The organism is Micromonospora sp. NPDC093243, assembly GCF_044753725.1.
GTDB lineage: Bacteria > Actinomycetota > Actinomycetes > Mycobacteriales > Micromonosporaceae > Micromonospora.
In genome coordinates, this window is the sequence record NZ_JBIVNT010000013.1 from 103,907 (window position 1) to 119,688 (window position 15,782).

General features: G+C 72.8%; 18 protein-coding genes. 11 read left to right on the forward strand and 7 right to left on the reverse strand.

The genetic code is table 11. The annotated features are described in order from the left end of the window. Positions 1-179: 179 nt before the first annotated feature. Together ACIP9D_RS31735 and ACIP9D_RS31740 are read right to left on the reverse strand one after the other, a co-directional pair. Positions 180-755, reverse strand: a complete 576-nt coding sequence (locus tag ACIP9D_RS31735) for a GNAT family N-acetyltransferase (RefSeq protein ID WP_350874436.1) — start codon at positions 753-755, stop codon at positions 180-182. Between the two features lie 44 nt (positions 756-799). After that, positions 800-1,219 carry a DUF6086 family protein gene (locus tag ACIP9D_RS31740; protein ID WP_350874435.1) on the reverse strand — a complete coding sequence of 140 codons (420 nt, stop codon included), beginning with the start codon at positions 1,217-1,219 and terminating at the stop codon, positions 800-802. A 253-nt stretch (positions 1,220-1,472) separates the two neighbouring features. Here ACIP9D_RS31740 and ACIP9D_RS31745 point away from each other — a divergent pair, with 253 nt between their 5' ends. Together ACIP9D_RS31745 and ACIP9D_RS31750 are read left to right on the forward strand one after the other, a co-directional pair. Further along, positions 1,473-2,891, forward strand: coding sequence for an OFA family MFS transporter (locus ACIP9D_RS31745; RefSeq protein ID WP_350874434.1), 1,419 nt, complete (start codon positions 1,473-1,475; stop codon positions 2,889-2,891). Further along, entirely contained in the window at positions 2,888-3,013 is a 126-nt protein-coding gene (locus ACIP9D_RS31750; RefSeq protein WP_350874432.1) for a hypothetical protein, read from the forward strand. The genes ACIP9D_RS31745 and ACIP9D_RS31750 overlap by 4 nt, the downstream gene beginning before the upstream one ends. 61 nt (positions 3,014-3,074) lie before the next feature. Here ACIP9D_RS31750 and ACIP9D_RS31755 read toward each other — a convergent pair whose 3' ends face one another. Then, positions 3,075-3,803, reverse strand: a complete 729-nt coding sequence (locus tag ACIP9D_RS31755) for an SDR family oxidoreductase (RefSeq protein ID WP_350874431.1) — start codon at positions 3,801-3,803, stop codon at positions 3,075-3,077. A gap of 76 nt (positions 3,804-3,879) precedes the next feature. Here ACIP9D_RS31755 and ACIP9D_RS31760 point away from each other — a divergent pair, with 76 nt between their 5' ends. From ACIP9D_RS31760 to ACIP9D_RS31770, 3 genes are all read left to right on the forward strand, one after another. Next, positions 3,880-4,713: a patatin-like phospholipase family protein gene (locus ACIP9D_RS31760; protein WP_350874429.1), complete on the forward strand. Its 834-nt coding sequence runs from the start codon at positions 3,880-3,882 to the stop codon at positions 4,711-4,713. Positions 4,714-4,757: 44 nt separating this feature from the next. Further along, positions 4,758-5,213 (forward strand): peroxiredoxin, encoded by a 456-nt coding sequence (locus ACIP9D_RS31765; protein ID WP_400451369.1) that lies wholly within the window; start codon positions 4,758-4,760, stop codon positions 5,211-5,213. 75 nt (positions 5,214-5,288) lie between these two features. Further along, positions 5,289-5,984, forward strand: coding sequence for a hypothetical protein (locus ACIP9D_RS31770; RefSeq protein ID WP_350874427.1), 696 nt, complete (start codon positions 5,289-5,291; stop codon positions 5,982-5,984). A gap of 64 nt (positions 5,985-6,048) precedes the next feature. Here ACIP9D_RS31770 and ACIP9D_RS31775 read toward each other — a convergent pair whose 3' ends face one another. Next, positions 6,049-6,507: a MarR family winged helix-turn-helix transcriptional regulator gene (locus ACIP9D_RS31775; RefSeq protein ID WP_350874426.1), complete on the reverse strand. Its 459-nt coding sequence runs from the start codon at positions 6,505-6,507 to the stop codon at positions 6,049-6,051. Between the two features lie 96 nt (positions 6,508-6,603). Between ACIP9D_RS31775 and ACIP9D_RS31780 the strand changes: the two genes are divergently transcribed. Next, positions 6,604-7,065 carry a hypothetical protein gene (locus ACIP9D_RS31780; protein ID WP_350874425.1) on the forward strand — a complete coding sequence of 154 codons (462 nt, stop codon included), beginning with the start codon at positions 6,604-6,606 and terminating at the stop codon, positions 7,063-7,065. A 117-nt stretch (positions 7,066-7,182) separates the two neighbouring features. On the opposite strand, the gene ACIP9D_RS31785 is transcribed toward ACIP9D_RS31780, so the two are convergent. The 3 genes from ACIP9D_RS31785 to ACIP9D_RS31795 are packed head-to-tail and all read right to left on the reverse strand — an operon-like array spanning position 7,183 to position 10,706. Further along, a complete protein-coding gene (locus ACIP9D_RS31785) occupies positions 7,183-8,220 on the reverse strand; it encodes a nitronate monooxygenase (protein ID WP_350874424.1) in 1,038 nt (345 codons plus the stop codon). A gap of 56 nt (positions 8,221-8,276) precedes the next feature. After that, on the reverse strand, positions 8,277-9,275 hold the full coding sequence (gene cydB, locus ACIP9D_RS31790; protein WP_350874423.1) for a cytochrome d ubiquinol oxidase subunit II: 999 nt from the start codon (positions 9,273-9,275) through the stop codon (positions 8,277-8,279). A 15-nt stretch (positions 9,276-9,290) separates the two neighbouring features. Next, positions 9,291-10,706, reverse strand: coding sequence for a cytochrome ubiquinol oxidase subunit I (locus ACIP9D_RS31795; protein WP_350874422.1), 1,416 nt, complete (start codon positions 10,704-10,706; stop codon positions 9,291-9,293). Between the two features lie 238 nt (positions 10,707-10,944). Here ACIP9D_RS31795 and ACIP9D_RS31800 point away from each other — a divergent pair, with 238 nt between their 5' ends. From ACIP9D_RS31800 to ACIP9D_RS31820, 5 genes are all read left to right on the forward strand, one after another. After that, entirely contained in the window at positions 10,945-11,721 is a 777-nt protein-coding gene (locus tag ACIP9D_RS31800; RefSeq protein WP_350874421.1) for a lysophospholipid acyltransferase family protein, read from the forward strand. A gap of 41 nt (positions 11,722-11,762) precedes the next feature. Then, positions 11,763-12,347, forward strand: a complete 585-nt coding sequence (locus ACIP9D_RS31805) for a TetR/AcrR family transcriptional regulator (RefSeq protein WP_350874419.1) — start codon at positions 11,763-11,765, stop codon at positions 12,345-12,347. A gap of 52 nt (positions 12,348-12,399) precedes the next feature. After that, positions 12,400-13,359 (forward strand): SDR family NAD(P)-dependent oxidoreductase, encoded by a 960-nt coding sequence (locus tag ACIP9D_RS31810; protein ID WP_350874418.1) that lies wholly within the window; start codon positions 12,400-12,402, stop codon positions 13,357-13,359. A gap of 107 nt (positions 13,360-13,466) precedes the next feature. After that, complete coding sequence (locus ACIP9D_RS31815; RefSeq protein ID WP_350874416.1) at positions 13,467-14,234, forward strand: glycerophosphodiester phosphodiesterase; 768 nt, start codon at positions 13,467-13,469, stop codon at positions 14,232-14,234. A gap of 15 nt (positions 14,235-14,249) precedes the next feature. After that, entirely contained in the window at positions 14,250-15,638 is a 1,389-nt protein-coding gene (locus ACIP9D_RS31820) for an MFS transporter (protein ID WP_350874415.1), read from the forward strand. The last annotated feature ends 144 nt before the right edge of the window (positions 15,639-15,782 follow it).

A 15,782-nucleotide genomic window follows, 5' to 3' on the forward strand; every position in this document is an offset into this window, starting at 1 on the left:
ACGCTACCCGCGCCGCCTTCGGACTGTAAACCTTCCTTATGAAAGCCGGCCCGCTCAGGGCACCTGCCCCGACCGGTCGACGATCGCCATCCGGACGACGGCGGTGGCGCTGTAGAGCGACTCCTTGCCGTCCCGTACCAGGACGCGGCGGGTGCCGAGGTAGCGGTGGGTGGCCGTCGTCAGGCAGGGTCGGTGGCGAGGCGGGCGTGCACGTGCATGTCGTGCCAGCCGTCCGCGTGCAACGCCGCACCGCGCCTGGTGCCCTCGGCGGGGAAGCCGGCGCGCTGGGCCACCCGACAGGATGCCGGGTTGGCGCTCGAGTGGGACAGCTCCACCCGGTGCAGCCCCAGGGCGGTGAAGCACCAGCCGGCCAGCGCCGACAGGGAGCGGGCTGCGCTGCGCCGGCCCCGGGCGGCGGGCAGCACCCAGTAGGAGACCTCCCCCAGGCCGTCGGCGAGGTCGAGCCGACGAAGGCTGATCTGGCCGAGCACCTCGCAGCCGTCGACCATGGCCCAGCCGGCGCCGGTCTCCCGCCGCCACCGCTCGGGCCAGGCGGCGATCCAGTCGCGGGCCTCGTCGTCGTCCATCGTGCGGCAGTGCCAGCGTTGGACGGCCGGGTCGGCGTAGCCGGCGAGCACCGCCGCGCGGTCGCCCGGCTGCCACGGCCGCAGCCGTAGGCCGTCCGCGACGATCTCGGGTTGGGGCAGGCGGGCCATCAGGCCCGGGGTGAGGGCGGGTGCGACGGTCAGCGGCATGCGGGTGATTCTCACCGGTGCCCGCCGCACCCAGGGGCGCGGGATCAGCAGGGCATCAAGCGGGCGTGCTCGGCCACGAGCGCGCGCAGCCGGCCCGGCTCGGCCTGCCGGCCGAAGCCGTCCGGCCCGACGGAGACGTCACGCGGATGCGGCGCGGCCGCGGCGTCCAGGTCCGGCACGGCGCGACCGGCTCGGCCCAGCATGACGACGGCGGTCACGAGATATCCCTCGATTAGCGAGCGCAGGATCAGGTGGGTGCTCGACCGGTACCGGTCGGCCAGCGCGGTCACGAACGCGCCGAAGGCGTCGAGGTCGATCTGGTAGTTGTCGTTGACGTTCGGGCCGACGCCGGTGGGCAGGCCGAGCAGCGGGCCGAGGGCGTCGCCGGTGCGGACGAAGAGTTCGGCGACGTTGTTGGACGGGTTCCACAGCACCTGCGGGCCGACCTGGAAGTACTGGCTCATGCCCTCATGATCACGGAACGGGAGGGTGGCTGTCGACGGCGTCGTCGTGGACGTCGGCGACCTCCGAAGACCAGGCTCACGCGCGCCGTTCTCGCACGGTGCGCCGGCGGTGGGTGGGGCGCACAGTGACCGTTCGGCTCACCGGGTCAACCGTCCGGCGACGGGCCACCCCCGGGCGGGTTTGCCGCGAGCCGTGATCAGGGGCATGAATTCCCCTGAAGGTTTCTCGCCATCACCGGAGAGGAAGCAGCGCATGCTTTCCGCACTCGATCGTGGGCACACCGTCGCGCCGCCGGGCTACAGCCGTTGGCTGATTCCGCCGGCGGCGTTGGCGATCCATCTCTGCATCGGCCAGGTCTACGCGACGAGCGTGTACAAGAACTCGTTGATCGCGCACTTCGACGCGAGTCAGACCGCGATCGGGGTCATCTTCAGCATCGCGATCGTGATGCTCGGCCTGTCGGCCGCGGTGGCGGGCACGTGGGTGGAGGCGAACGGGCCGCGTAAGGCGATGTTCGTCTCGGCGTGTTTCTGGGCGGCGGGCTTTCTGGTCGGCGCGCTGGGTATCGCGACGGGGCAGCTGTGGCTGCTGTACCTGGGGTACGGCGTGCTCGGCGGCATCGGCCTGGGGATCGGCTACATCTCCCCCGTCTCCACGTTGATCAAGTGGTTTCCGGACCGGCCCGGCCTGGCGACCGGGCTGGCGATCATGGGCTTCGGTGGTGGCGCGATGGTGGCCTCCCCGCTGTCGCGGCAGCTGCTGTCGTTCTACGACCCCGGGTACGACCCGGCGAACGCGGGCTCGACGGCCTCCGGCAGCGCGCTGGTGTGGCTCTTCGTGACGTTGGGCGTCGGCTACTTCCTGATCATGATGTTCGGCGTGTTCAACGTCCGGGTGCCGGCGCCGGACTGGCGCCCGGCGGGCTTCGACCCGGCGCAGGTCGCGGCGAAGCCGCTGGTGACCGCGGCGAACGTGTCGGCGGCCAACGCGGTTAAGACCCGCTCGTTCTGGCTTCTCTGGGTGGTGCTGTTCTGCAACGTGACCGCCGGTATCGGCATCCTGGAGCAGGCCAGCCCGATGATCCAGGACTTCTTCCGGGACAACGGGGCCTCGGCGGTGTCGGTGGCCGCGGCGGGCGGCTTCGTCGGGTTGCTGTCGCTGTTCAACATGGCCGGCCGGTTCGTGTGGTCGTCGACGTCGGACGTGATCGGCCGCAAGCCGATCTACCTGGTCTACCTGGGCGTCGGCATGGTGCTGTACGCGCTGCTGGCGCTGGTCGGGCACGCCGCGACGGCGCTGTTCGTGCTGTTGGCGTGCGTGATCCTCTCCTTCTACGGTGGCGGGTTCGCGACGGTGCCGGCGTATCTGCGGGACCTGTTCGGCACGTTCCAGGTGGGCGCGATCCACGGTCGGCTGTTGACGGCGTGGTCGGCGGCGGGGATCGCCGGGCCGCTGATCGTCAACGGGTTCCTCGACGCGCAGGGTGAGCCGGGGACGTTGACGGCGGCTGCGTACCGGCCGGCGCTGTTCACGATGGTCGGGGTGCTGGCGGTGGGGTTCATCGCGAACCTGTTGATCCGTCCGGTGCCGGAGCGGTTCCACGAACCCGCGGCCCGGGACGTGGCGGGCGATGTCGAGACGGAGACTGCGCAGAGGAGCGGTACGCGATGAACGAGGTGGACCCGCGCGGGCAGCAGGCCCGGTTGTGGATTTCCTGGCTGGTGGTGTCGGTGCTGCTGGGCTACGGGGTGGTCCAGACGGTGATCACAGCGGCGAAGTTGTTCACGAGCTGACCGTGACGGCCCGGGGCGTGCGCCCCGGGCCGTCGTTCGTCGCCGTGCTGTTCGCCTGCGGTCACAGGCCACCGGCGACGCGCAGCACGGCGCCGGTGGTGTACGAGGCGTCGGGGCCGAGCAGCCAGGCGATGGCCCCGGCGACCTCGTCGGCTTCCCCGGCGCGACCGAGCGGAACGCGTCCGGCGGCGGAGTCCGCGCGGTCGGGTACGCCGGAGACGGCGTGGATGTCGGTGCGGATGATGCCCGGGGCCACCGCGTTGACCCGGATGCCGCGTGGAGCGAGTTCCTTGGCCAGACCGATGGTGAGCGTGTCGGTGGCGGCCTTCACGGCGGCGTAGTGCACGTACTCGCCCGGGCTGCCCAGGGTGGCGGCGGCGGAGGAAACGTTGACGATGGCGGCGCCAGTGCGCATCCGGCGGGCGGCGTGCTGGGCGCAGCGCACATAGCCGATGAGGTTGACGTCGACCACGCGGCGCAGGTCGTCGGGGTCGAGGTCGACGAACGGGCCGATCGGGCTGGTCACGCCGGCGTTGTTCACCAGGCCGGTGAGCTGGCCGAGGTCGGCGGCCGCGTCGAAGAGCGCGGCCACCTGGTCGGGGTCGGTGGTGTCGGCGGGCAGCGCGAGGCCACGGCGGCCGGCGGCGCGGACGTCGGCGAGCACCGCCGCGGCGGCGTCGTGATCGCGCCGGTAGCCGAAGGCGATGTCATGCCCGGCGAGTGCGAGACGCCGGGCGGTGGCGGCGCCGATGCCACGGCTGCCGCCGGTGATGACGGTGACGGAACCCATCGAGCCTCTCCCCTGCCGTTGCCGGTGCGCCGACGCTACCGTGACCGGCACGTGGCGACGGCGAGGCGAGGATCACATGACGCGGGCGTTGGTGCTGGGCGGTGGCGGGGTCACCGGGGTGGCGTGGGAGTGGGGCGTGCTAACCGGGCTGGCCGAGCGGGGGGTGCAGCTGGCCGACGCGGATCTGGTGGTGGGCACCTCGGCCGGTTCGGTGGTCGGCGCGCAGCTGCGCTCGGGCCGTTCGGTCGAGGACTCGTACGCGGCGCAGGTGGCGCCACCGCAGGGTGAGGTGGCGGCGCGGTTCGGGTTCGCGGCGGTGGCGCGGCTGGTGTGGGCGGGTGGGCGTACCCGGGACGCGGCCCGGTCGCGGGCCCGGATCGGGGCGATGGCGCTGGCCGCGCGTACCCCGTCGGAGGCGTCGCGGCGGGCGGTGATCGAGTCGCGGTTGCCGGCGCGGGAGTGGCCGGCGCGGCGGCTGCTGGTCACGGCGGTGGACGCGACCTCGGGCGAGTTCGTGGTCTTCGACGCCGGGTCCGGGGTGTCGCTGGTGGACGCGGTGGGGGCCAGCTGCGCGGTGCCCGGGGTGTGGCCGCCGGTGAGCATCGGTGACCGCCGGTACGTCGACGGCGGGATGCGCTCGCCGGTGAACGCGGATCTGGCGGCCGGCGCGCAGCGGGTGGTGGTGCTGGCGCCGACAGCGGCGGCGTTCGGGCCGATGCCCCGACTGTCGGCGCAGGTGGCGACGCTGCAGGCGGCTGGGGCGCAGGTGGCGGTGGTGGCACCGGACGCCGCGGCCCGCTCGGCGATCGGGCGCAACATGCTGGATCCGGCGCGGCGGGCGGCCGCGGCGCGGTCGGGGCGGGCGCAGGCGGCCTCGGTGCTGGACGAGGTGTCAGCGGTGTGGGGCTGATCCCTTAGGCTCGCCGCGCGTCGGTGTCGAGGTGGAGGTGCGCGGTGGTGGAAGTCGGAGACGTGGTGGAGGATTTCGCGCTGCCGGATCAGACCGGGGCGGTGCGGCGGTTGTCGGAGTTGCTCGTCGCGGGGCCGGTGGTGCTCTTCTTCTATCCGGCGGCGATGACCCGGGGGTGCACGGCGGAGAGCTGCCACTTCCGGGACCTGGCCGCGGAGTTCGCGGCGCTGGGCGCGCAGCGGGTGGGCATCAGCCGCGATCCGGTGGCGAAGCAGGCGGAGTTCGCCCAGTTGCACGGCTTCGACTATCCGCTGCTGTCCGACCCGGACGGTGCGGTGGCGGAGCAGTTCGGGGTGCGGCGGCGGCTGCCGTTGGGGTCGTTGGGCACCAAGCGGATGACCTTCGTGATCGGCCAGGACCGGCGGGTGATCGAGGTGGTCCACAGTGAGCTGAGCATGACCGGGCACGCCGACCGTGCGTTGCGGGCGCTGGGCGGCTGAGCCCCCCGATCGGGTGGTGTCGCAGCCGGCTGGTATCAAGGCAGGAATCAAACAGGTGTACGGAAGAGGTTGCAGATGAGTGCCGCGGGCCAGGGGTTGTCCGAAGACGACGTGCGCAGCTTCCGGGAGGCGTTGGCGGCGGGGCGTAAGCCGAAGGTGGTGTTCACCGCCGCGGCCGGGCAGATCGCCGGGCAGGTCGGTCAGGTGGTGGAGCTGACCGATCCGGCGGCGTCGGACGAGTTCGTGGTGGTCCGGTTCGGTCGTGACGAGTTGCCGTTCTCCCCCGCCGACGTGGCGGTGGCGCCGCGCGGCGCGGGGCGTAAGCCGGTCGAGGCGCCGGCGGAGCCGCCGGCCGAGGAGGCGCCCGCGGTGGCAGAGCCGGAGTTCGTCCTGGACCGGGTGCCGGCGCAGCGCTCGGAGCGGCGAGAGGAGCCGAAGGTGGAGACGGTGGAGGCGGCGAAGCCGGCGCGCCGGCCGGTGAAGGCGGCGAAGCCGAAGGGACCGGCAGGGTTGACGGTGACCCTGGCCTACGCCGACGGCGAGTGGACGGTGGCAGCGCAGCAGGGCAGCAAGGCCCTGGCCAAGCCGTACGTGGTGAAGCCGGCGGAGGCGCTGCGCATGGTGGCGCTGGTCGACGTGCCCGGGGTGCACGAGGCGGTGGAGCAGATCCTGGCCGCCGAGCGGGCCGAGGCGGAGCAGCAGGCCGAGAAGCTGCGCGCCGAGCTGGCCGAGATCGAGGCCCGGCTGGCGGAGCTGCGCGAGGCCGGCTGAGGGCCGCCGACGGCGGGGCGTATGGCGCAGACGCTGTACGCCCCGCCGTCGATTTTTCCGCCGGTCAGTGCCGCTGTCGGTGGTGCGCGAGCAGTTTGCCGAGCAGGCGGGTGAGCTGGTCGCGCTCGGTGGGCGTCAGCGGGGCGAGCAGGGTGTCCTGGACGCCGGCGAGGGTCTTCTCCATCCGCCGCAGCTCGCGACGCCCGGCGGGCGTGAGGGTGATGACGTTCCGCCGTCGGTCGGCGGGGTCGGGCGCGCGCACGACCAGGTTCTTCGCGGCGAGTTCGTTGACTGTGGCCACGACGTCGCTGCGGTCGATGCCGCCACGCCGACCGAGGTCGGCCTGACTGGCGGGGCCGAGTTCCTCGAGCGCGGCGAGGATCCGGTAGTGGTAGCCGCGGGCGCCGATGCCGGCGAAACCGTCGCTGACCAGCCGCCCGGCGTGGGCGGCGCTCTGGCTGAGCAGCCAGCTCGGGGTGGTGAGCAGCCGGGTGAGGCTCTCCTGCTCGCCGCTGTGGTCCATGCCGCAAGCCTAACCCAATCATTGGTCGGACCCACGAAATCTGTTACGTTGGTTCGACCAACGTTGGTCCTTCCAACGACTGCGACGAGGAGTGTCATGACCACCTTGAACGGCCAGATCATCGGCCAGGCCCACTACGCCACCCGGACCCTGCTGGAGCGTGAGCTGGCTGGGCTCGGCATCACGTTCCACCAGTCAATCGCGCTGAACGCCGTCGCCGCCGAGGGCGGGGCCGTTGCACGGGCGTACCTCGTGCGGCGGATAACCAGCACCCTGAAGATCGACGAATCGGCGGTGCTGGCGGTGGTGGGTGACCTGACCAACGCCGGCCTGCTGGGCATGCCGCCCACCGACGCGTCCGGCCTGGCGCTCACCGATGCCGGCCGGGCGGTCCAGCGCCGCGTCGCCGAGGCGGTCACCGCCATCACCACCCGGCTGTACGGTGACATCCCCGCCGACGACCTGACCGTGGCCGGACGGGTCCTCACCCTGGTACGGCAGCGGGCCGACGCCGAACTCGCCCTGGCCGCCGGCGGAGCACCGCCCACGGCGGTGTGACGCGCGGGTGGACGCCGAGCTGGCCCTCCGGCTGGCCAAGGCCGAGTAGCGACCCGTCGGTCCGAGCCCCGGCCGACGACGCGCTCACCGGCGCTCGTCGCGATCGCGGCGGCCGCGTCAGAGCGTCGCGGTGAGCCGCTCGACCACCGCGGCGGCCGGTCCGGTGCCGGCGTGGCGGTAGCCGGTTCCGGCCCACAGGTGCAGCCGGTCCGGGTGCCCGGCCGCGGCGGCAGCCGCCCGCAGCGGCCGGGTCAGGTGGTGCAGCTCCGGGTAGCCGAGCGGCGCGACCGGCCCGTAGCGGTCGATGAAGGCGTTGCGCAGCCCGCGCGCGGGCCGTCCGGTGAAGGCCCGGGTCAGCACCGTGCCGGTCCGCGCCGGATCGGCCAGCGCGGCGCGGTGGGTGTCACTGGCCCCGCTCTCGTCGGTGCGCAGCAGCAGGGTGCCCACCGCCACCGCGCTCGCGCCGGCGGCGAGCAGGTCGCGCACGTCGGCGGGGCCGGCGACGCCGCCGGTCGCCACCACGGGCAGCCCGGTGGCCCCGGCGACGTCGCGCACCAGCGCCCGGGTCGTCACCGGCGCGGCGGGCCGGCCCGGGGTGTGGGTGCCGCTGTGGCCGCCGGCCTCGGTGCCCTGGGCGATCAACCCGTCGACGCCGAGGTCTCGGGCGGCGAGCGCCTCGGGCACCGAGGTCACCGTGACCAGCACCCGGGAGCCGGCCCGGCGCAGCGCGGCGAGCGCCACCGGGTCGGGCAGCCCGAAGGTGAAGCTGACCACCGGCACGGGGTGGCGCACCAGCAGCTCGATCTTCTCGGGCCAGTGGTCGTCGTCGTGCAGCAGCGGCGCGTCGGTCAGGTCCAGGCCGTAGGGCTCGCCCTCGACGGCGAGCTGGCGGGCGTAGCGGCGGAAGCTGACCTCGTCGATCTCACGCGGGCCGGGGACGAAGAGATTCACCCCGCACTCGGTGCCGGTGGCTGCCAGCGCGGTCAGGTCGGCGGCGACCGCCTCGGGGGTCCGGTAGCCGGCGGCGAGGAAACTGAAGCCGCCCGCCCCGGTGACGGCCCGCACCAGGGCGGGGGTGGTGGCGCCGCCGGCCATCGGCGCGGCGACGAACGGTGTCGCGGCGCCGAGCAGCGGGGTCCACGGCGCGCCGGTCACCGCCTCACCTTACGACGCACCGGGCCCACCGCGCGGACGCGGCGGGCCCGACCCGGTCAGTGCCGGGGAATGTGGACCACCCCGATGCGCTTGCGGAACACCCAGTACGTCCAGCCCTGGTAGGCCAGCACGACCGGGGTGAACACCACGGCCACCCAGGTCATGATCTTCAGGGTGTAGGGGGTGGAGGCGGCGTTGGTGGCGGTCAGGGTGCCGGCCGCGTCCAGGGTGGAGGGCAGCACGTTCGGAAAGAGCGCGGCGAACAGGGTGGCCACGGCCAGGCCGATCGCCACGGCGGTGCCGGTGAACGCCCAGCCCTCCCGCCGTACCCGGGCGGCGGCGAGACCGCCGAGCAGCGCGAGCGCCGCACCGACCGCCAGCACGACGGCGGCCGTGCTGGAGCGGATGTCCAGCGTCCAGGTCAGGAACGCCACCGCGAGGACCGCGGCGACCACACCGACGCGCACCGCGAGCGCGCCGGCGCGCTCGCGGATCTCACCGACGGTCTTCAGCGCGACGAACACCGCGCCGTGGGTGAGGAAGAGCGCCGCGGTGGTCGCGCCGCCGAGCAGGGCGTACGGGTTGAGCAGGTCGAACAGCCCGCCGACGTACTCGTGCTCGGCGTTGAGCGGCACCCCGCGCAGGATGTTGGCGAACGCCACCCCCCACAGCACCGCCGGCACCAACGAGCCGAAGAAGATCGCCGCGTCCCAGCGCCGCTTCCAGGACGGCTCGGGGCGCTTGTGGCGGTACTCGAAGGCCACGCCACGGGCGATCAGGGCCAGCAGGATCAGCAGCAGCGGCAGGTAGAAGCCGGAGAAGAGGGTGGCGTACCACTCGGGGAACGCGGCGAACATGGCGCCGCCGGCGGTGATCAGCCAGACCTCGTTGCCGTCCCAGACCGGGCCGATGGTGTTGATCAGGACGCGGCGTTCCCGGTCGTCGCGGCCGAGCACGGGCAGCAGCATGCCGACGCCGAAGTCGAAGCCCTCCAGGATGAAGTAGCCGGTGAAGAGCACGGCGATGAGCAGGAACCAGATGGTGGTGAGGTCCACGGTGCGCTCCCCGGGTCAGTAGGCGAAGGCGAGCGGGCGCTCGGCGTCGTCGTGGCTGTCGTCGATCTCGGGTTCCGGGGTCAGGTCGGGTACGCCGGCCTTGGCGTAGCGGACCAGCAGCTTGAACTCGATCACGGCGAGGGTGGCGTAGATCAGGGTGAACGCGGTGAACGAGGTGAGCACCTCGGCCAGCGACACGCTGCGGGAGACGCCGTTGCGGGTGAGCATCTCGCCGAAGACGATCCACGGCTGGCGGCCCATCTCGGTGAAGATCCAGCCGAAGGAGTTGGCCAGCAGCGGGAGCACGGGCATGGCCAGGCCGGCGCGCAGCAGCCAGCGGCTGCTCGGGGTGCGGCCCTTGCGGTGGGTCCAGAGCACCAGCAGGGCGATCGCGGCGGCGGCCAGCCCGAAGGCGATCATGAAGCGGAAGCTCCAGTAGGTGACCGGGATGATCGGGGCGTAGTTGCCGGGGCCGTACTGGCTGGCGTACTGGGCCTGCAGGTCGTTGATGCCGTGCACGGTGCCGTTGAGGTCGCCGGTGCCGAGGTAGGACAGCAGGTACGGGATCTTGATGGAGAAGATCTCGCGGGAGCCGTCGAGGCTGCCGACGGTGAGCACCGAGAACGAGGCGGGGCTCTCGGTGCCGTAGAGGCCCTCGGCGGCGGCCATCTTCATCGGCTGCACCTGGGTCATGATCTTGCCCTGGATGTCACCGGTGATCAGCACGCCGGCGGCGGCGACCAGGGTGACCCAGGAGCCGAACTTCGCGGCGAAGCGGTAGGTCGGGGCCTCGGCCGGGTCGCGCCGGCGGATCAGGTGCCACAGGGCGACCGAGACGAGCAGCGAGCCGGCCACCAGGAAAGCCCCGGCGATGGTGTGCGGGAAGGTGATCAGGGCGACCTTGTTGGTGAGTACCGCGACGAAGTCGGTCAGCTCGGCGCGGCCGCTGTCCGGGTTGATCCGGTAGCCCACCGGGTTCTGCATGAAGGAGTTCGCGGCGAGGATGAAGTACGCGCTGAGGTTGGTGCCGATCGCCGCGGCCCAGATGCTGGCCAGGTGCGCCCGCTTCGGCAGCCGGTCCCAGCCGAAGATCCACAGTCCGATGAAGGTGGACTCGAGGAAGAAGGCGACCAGCGCCTCGATGGCCAGGGGCGCGCCGAAGATGTCGCCGACGAAGCGGGAGTAGTCGCTCCAGTTCATCCCGAACTGGAACTCCTGCACGATGCCGGTGACCACACCCATCGCGAAGTTGATCAGGAAGAGCTTGCCGTAGAACTTGGTGAGCTTGAGGTAGCGCTCGTTGCCGGTGCGGTGCCACATCGTCTGGAGGATGGCGACCAGCACGGAGAGGCCGATGGTCAACGGCACGAAGAGGAAGTGGTAGACGGTGGTGACACCGAACTGCCAGCGGGCGACGTCCAACGCGTCCACCTGGAACCCCCAGCTATTCATACTACGGGACGTAGTAAATACTACTGCTCGTCGTAGAAGAATCGGCAGGGGCGGGGGGCCCGAATCGCCCCGGGACCAATGACCCTGATCACCCCGGGCCGCGCGGCCCGCCGGGCGGGCACCGCACGCCCGGCTCTGGCCTGCGGCGGGGCTGCCGAGGGGAAAGAATCGCCCTCACCGGTGCGAGGCCGCCGGCCCGTGCGACCATTCAGCGCTGATGGACACCGCCCACACCACCTGGCAGCCCCCGGCGATCTGGCGCGCCGCCCAACTGCTCGCCCGTGGCGTCGTCGCCGCCGTGGCCCGGCTCGAGGTCAGCGGGGAGGTGCCCGAGGCGCTGCGCCGGGGGCCGCTGATCCTCGCCGCCAACCACATCAGCCCGTTCGACCCGGTGGTGCTCACCGCGGCCTGCCGGAGTCGGGGCGTCGCCCCCCGGATCATGGCCACCGCCGGGCTGTTCCGCGCTCCGGTGATCGGAGCCGCGATGCGCCACGCCGGGCACATCCGCGTCGACCGGGGCACCGCCGCCGTCGGCCAGGCCCTCGACGACGCCGCCTCGGCCGTCGCCGCCGGCTCGGTGATCCTGGTCTACCCGGAGGGCCGCATCGGCCTGGACCCCGGGATGTGGCCCGAGCGGGGCAAGACCGGCGCAGCCCGGCTCGCCTTCTCCTGCGGCGCCCCGGTGATCCCGGTGGCCCAGTGGGGCTCGCACGAGGTGCTGCCGTACCGGGCGCCGAAGGGGCTGCTGCGCGGACTCGCCCGCGCGCTGGTGCGCCGCCCGGTGATCCGGGTGCACTTCGGCGACCCGATCGACCTCAGCAGCCTGGCCCCCGGCACGCCCGGCGCGGCCCGCCGGGCCACCGACCGGATCATCGACCGGATCACCGACGCGCTGGTCCCGCTGCGTCCGGACGAACCCGAGCGCCCCCGGCACGTCGACCCCGGTCGCCCCGCCGACACCAGCCGAAAGCACCGCCGCCGCCCGCCGGCCTGACGCGTTAGACAATATTCGGAAAGTTGTCTAGGCTGTCTAGCGTGAGCAACGCGGACGTGGAGCACGACGACCCGAAGCGCACCGCCGTCCTCGACGCGGCGGTGGGCGTGTTCGGGCGCTACGGATTCCAGAAGACCTCGATGGAGGCGGTCGCCAAGGCCGCCGGCATCTCCCGGCCCGGTCTCTACCTGCTCTTCGCCAACAAGGAGCAGCTCTACCGCGCCACCATGCAGGGCGTCATGGAGCGCGCCCAGCAGGGCATGGAGGCACGCTTCGCCGACGAGACGCTGAGCTTCGAGGAGCGGATCGTCGCGGGGCTCGACGCGCTGATGGGCCAGTACATCGACACCCAGCTGGCCCGGGACCTCAACGAGCTGCTGGAGAACAGCGAGCCCCAGCTCGGCTCGATGTTCCACGACTACCAGGAGCGGGCCCGGGCGACGCTCAGCGCCCACATCGACGCCCTCGCCCCGCCCGGCCTGCTCGACGGTGAGCTGCGCGCCGACGACGTGATGGACGTGCTCTTCGCCGCCGCGCTGACCTGGAAGTCGACCTCGGCCACCCGCGACGAGTTCCGCGACCGGATCCGCCGCGCCCTCGGACTGATCCGCCGCGCCGCGGCCTGACACCCGCCGACCCCACCCCTTCCCACCATCCCTGCACCCCGGGAGTTCCGAAATGTCACGCTTTACCACCCCTTACTCCGCACAGTCGACGGCCGCCGACGTGATCGCCGGCGTGGACCTCACCGGTAAGCGGGCCGTGGTCACCGGCGGCGCGTCCGGCATCGGCCTGGAGACCGCCCGCGCGCTGGCCGATGCCGGCGCCGAGGTGACGCTGGCCGTACGCGACACCGCCGCCGGCGAGCGTGCCGCGGCCGACATCAGCGCGGGCACGAGCCGCGGCACGGTCCACGTCGCCCGCCTCGACCTGGCCGACCGCGCCGGCATCGACGCCTTCGTCGCCGGTTGGACGGGTCCGCTGCACATCCTCGTCAACAACGCCGGGGTCATGGCCCTGCCGGAGTTGAGCAGGACCGTCGAGGGCTGGGAGCGGCAGTTCGCCATCAACCACCTCGGTCACGCCGCGCTCACCCTGGGTCTGCACGACGCGCTCGCCGCCGCGCGGGGCGCCCGGATCGTCGTCGTCAGCTCCTCGGCCCACCAGCAGTCCCCGGTCGTCTTCGACGACATCCACTTCACCGACCGGCCGTACGAGGCCTGGTCGGCCTACGGGCAGTCGAAGACCGCGAGCATCCTGTTCACCGTCGCCCTGGCCAGCAGGTGGGCCGCCGACGGCATCACCGTCAACGCCCTGCACCCCGGCGGCATCATGACCAACCTCCAGCGGCACCTCGACGACGCGCAGCTGCGGTACGTGGGCGCGGTGGACGAGCAGGGCAACCGCCTGGTGGTGCCGCCGGGCTGGAAGACCCCGCAGCAGGGCGCGGCCACCTCCGTCCTGCTCGCCGCCTACCCGCAGGTCGACGGCGTGACCGGCCGCTACTTCGAGGACGGCAACGAGGCCGTGCTGCTCGCCGAGCGGGCCGACGGGATGAGCGGCGTGCTCCCGTACGCCCTGGACGAGAAGGACGCCGAGCGCCTCTGGGAGGAGACGCTCCGGCTCCTGGGGCGTTGACCCCGGTGGGTCCCCGCGCGGCACCGGCGTGCGGGGACCCACCACCGGCTCTGAACAGTCGTCGGCCGGCCACCCGACGGCCACCGGCACCGGGCATACTGCGCTGCGTGCTGACCGGTCATCCCTACCTGGACGCGCCCGCGCCGCTCGCCTTCGCCCACCGCGGTGGCGCCGCCGACGGCGACGAGAACACCGCCGAGGCGTTCGCGCGCGCGGTCGCGCTCGGCTACCGGTACGTGGAGACCGACGTGCACGCCACCGCCGACGGGGTGAGCGTCGTCTTCCACGACGCCACCCTGCGCCGGGTCACCGGCGAGCCCGGCCGCATCGCCGACCTGCGCTGGGCCGACCTCGCCGCGGTGCGCGTCGGCGGCGCCGCCGTGGTGCCCCGCCTCGACGAGGTGCTGGGCGCGTGGCCCGAGGTGCGGTTCAACATCGACGTGAAGTCCGACCCCGGCGTCGAGCCGACCGTGGCCACCGTGGCCCGCGTCGGCGCGGGCGACCGGGTGCTGCTCGCCTCCTTCAGCGACGCCCGGCTGGCCCGGCTGCGGGCGCTCACCGAGGGGAGGGTCGCCACCTCGCTGGGCATGCGCGGGGTGGCCCGGCTGCGGATGGCCTCGCTGACCGGCAGCCGGCTGCGGCTGCCGCCGTCCGTGGTGGCCGCGCAGGTCCCGGTCCGCTACGGCCGGGTGCCGGTCGTCGACAGCCGGTTCCTGCGCTACGCCCACTCACTCGGCCTGCAGGTGCACGTCTGGACGATCGACGAACCCGCCGAAATGCACGACTTACTTGATCGTGGTGTGGATGGCATCATGACCGATCACGTCGGCGTGCTGCGCGACGTCTACCGCAGCCGCGGCCACTGGGCCGCCTGACCCGGCGAGGAACCGATGGCCGAGACCGTGACCTCCACGGCGAGCACTCCACCCCCGGCGAGCACCCGCCGCGAACGCACCGGCTGGTACATCTACGACTGGGCGAACTCGGCCTTCCAGACCACGGTCATCACCGTCTTCCTCGGACCGTTCCTGACCACCGTCGCCGAACTCGCGGCCGGCTGCGAACTCGGCGCGGACAGCTGCGACGGCTACGTGCACCCGCTCGGCATCCGGGTCGCCGCCGGCTCGTACTACCCGTACCTGATCTCGCTGTCGGTGTTCCTCACCGTCTTCGTGCTGCCGGTGATCGGCGCCATCGCCGACCGGTCGGCGCACAAGAAGCGGCTGCTGGCCGGCGCGGCGTTCACCGGCAGCGGCGCGACCATCGCGATGGCCTTCGTCACCGGCGACCGCTACCTGCTCGGCGGGGCGCTCTTCCTGATCGCCAACATCAGCTTCGGCGCGGCGATCGTGGTCTACAACTCGTTCCTGCCGCAGCTCGGCGGCCCCGACGAACGCGACGGCATCTCCAGCCGCGGGTGGGCGCTGGGCTACCTCGGCGGCGGCCTGCTGCTCGCGCTCAACCTGGTCGCGGTCACCCTGTTCAGCGAGGAGGGCAACCCGCAGCGCACCCTGGACCTGGCCCGCTGGTCGATCGTCTCCGCGGGTGTGTGGTGGGCGCTGTTCACCCTGGTGCCGCTGCGCTGGCTGCGCGAGCGTCCCAGCGAGGCGGCGCTGACCGGCGGCGGCAACGTGCTCACCGACGGGTTCCGGCAGCTCGGCCGCACCCTGCGCCAGATCAAGGCGTACCCGCTGACGCTCTTCTTCCTGCTCGCCTTCCTGGTCTACAACGACGGCATCCAGACCGTCATCACCCTGGCCAGCCAGTACGGCACCGAGGAGCTGAAGCTGGAGCAGAGCACCCTGATCGTCACCATCCTGCTGGTGCAGTTCCTCGCCTTCGGCGGCGCGCTGTCGCTCGGCGCGCTCGCCAAGCGCATCGGAGCCTGGAAGACGGTGCTGCTCAGCCTGGTGCTCTGGACCGGTGTGATCATCGCCGCGTTCCGGCTGCCCGCCGAGGCGCCGCTGCCGTTCATGATCCTGGGTGCCGCCATCGGCCTGGTCCTCGGCGGCAGCCAGGCGCTGAGCCGGTCGCTGTTCAGCCAGCTCATCCCCACCGGCAAGGAGGGCGAGTACTACGGCTTCTACGAGATCAGCGACAAGGGCACCAGCTGGCTCGGGCCGCTGGCGTTCGGCCTGGTCTTCCAGCTCACCGCGTCCTACCGGGTGGGCCTGGTCTCGCTGCTGATCTTCTTCGTGGTCGGCTTCCTCCTGCTGCTGGCGGTGCCGATGCGCCGGGCCATCGTCGCGGCCGGCAACACCCCGCCCCGGGTGCTCTGAGCCTGGTCGGGGGGGGGGGGGGGCCGGGCGGGGCCCCCCCCCCCCCCCCCCCCCCCCGGCCCGTGGTTGGGGAAGGGGGCCCCCCCAGTCCCGCCACGCCCCGGGCCCCCCCCCCAGGCGCGGCCCCCCCCCCCCCCCGCCCGG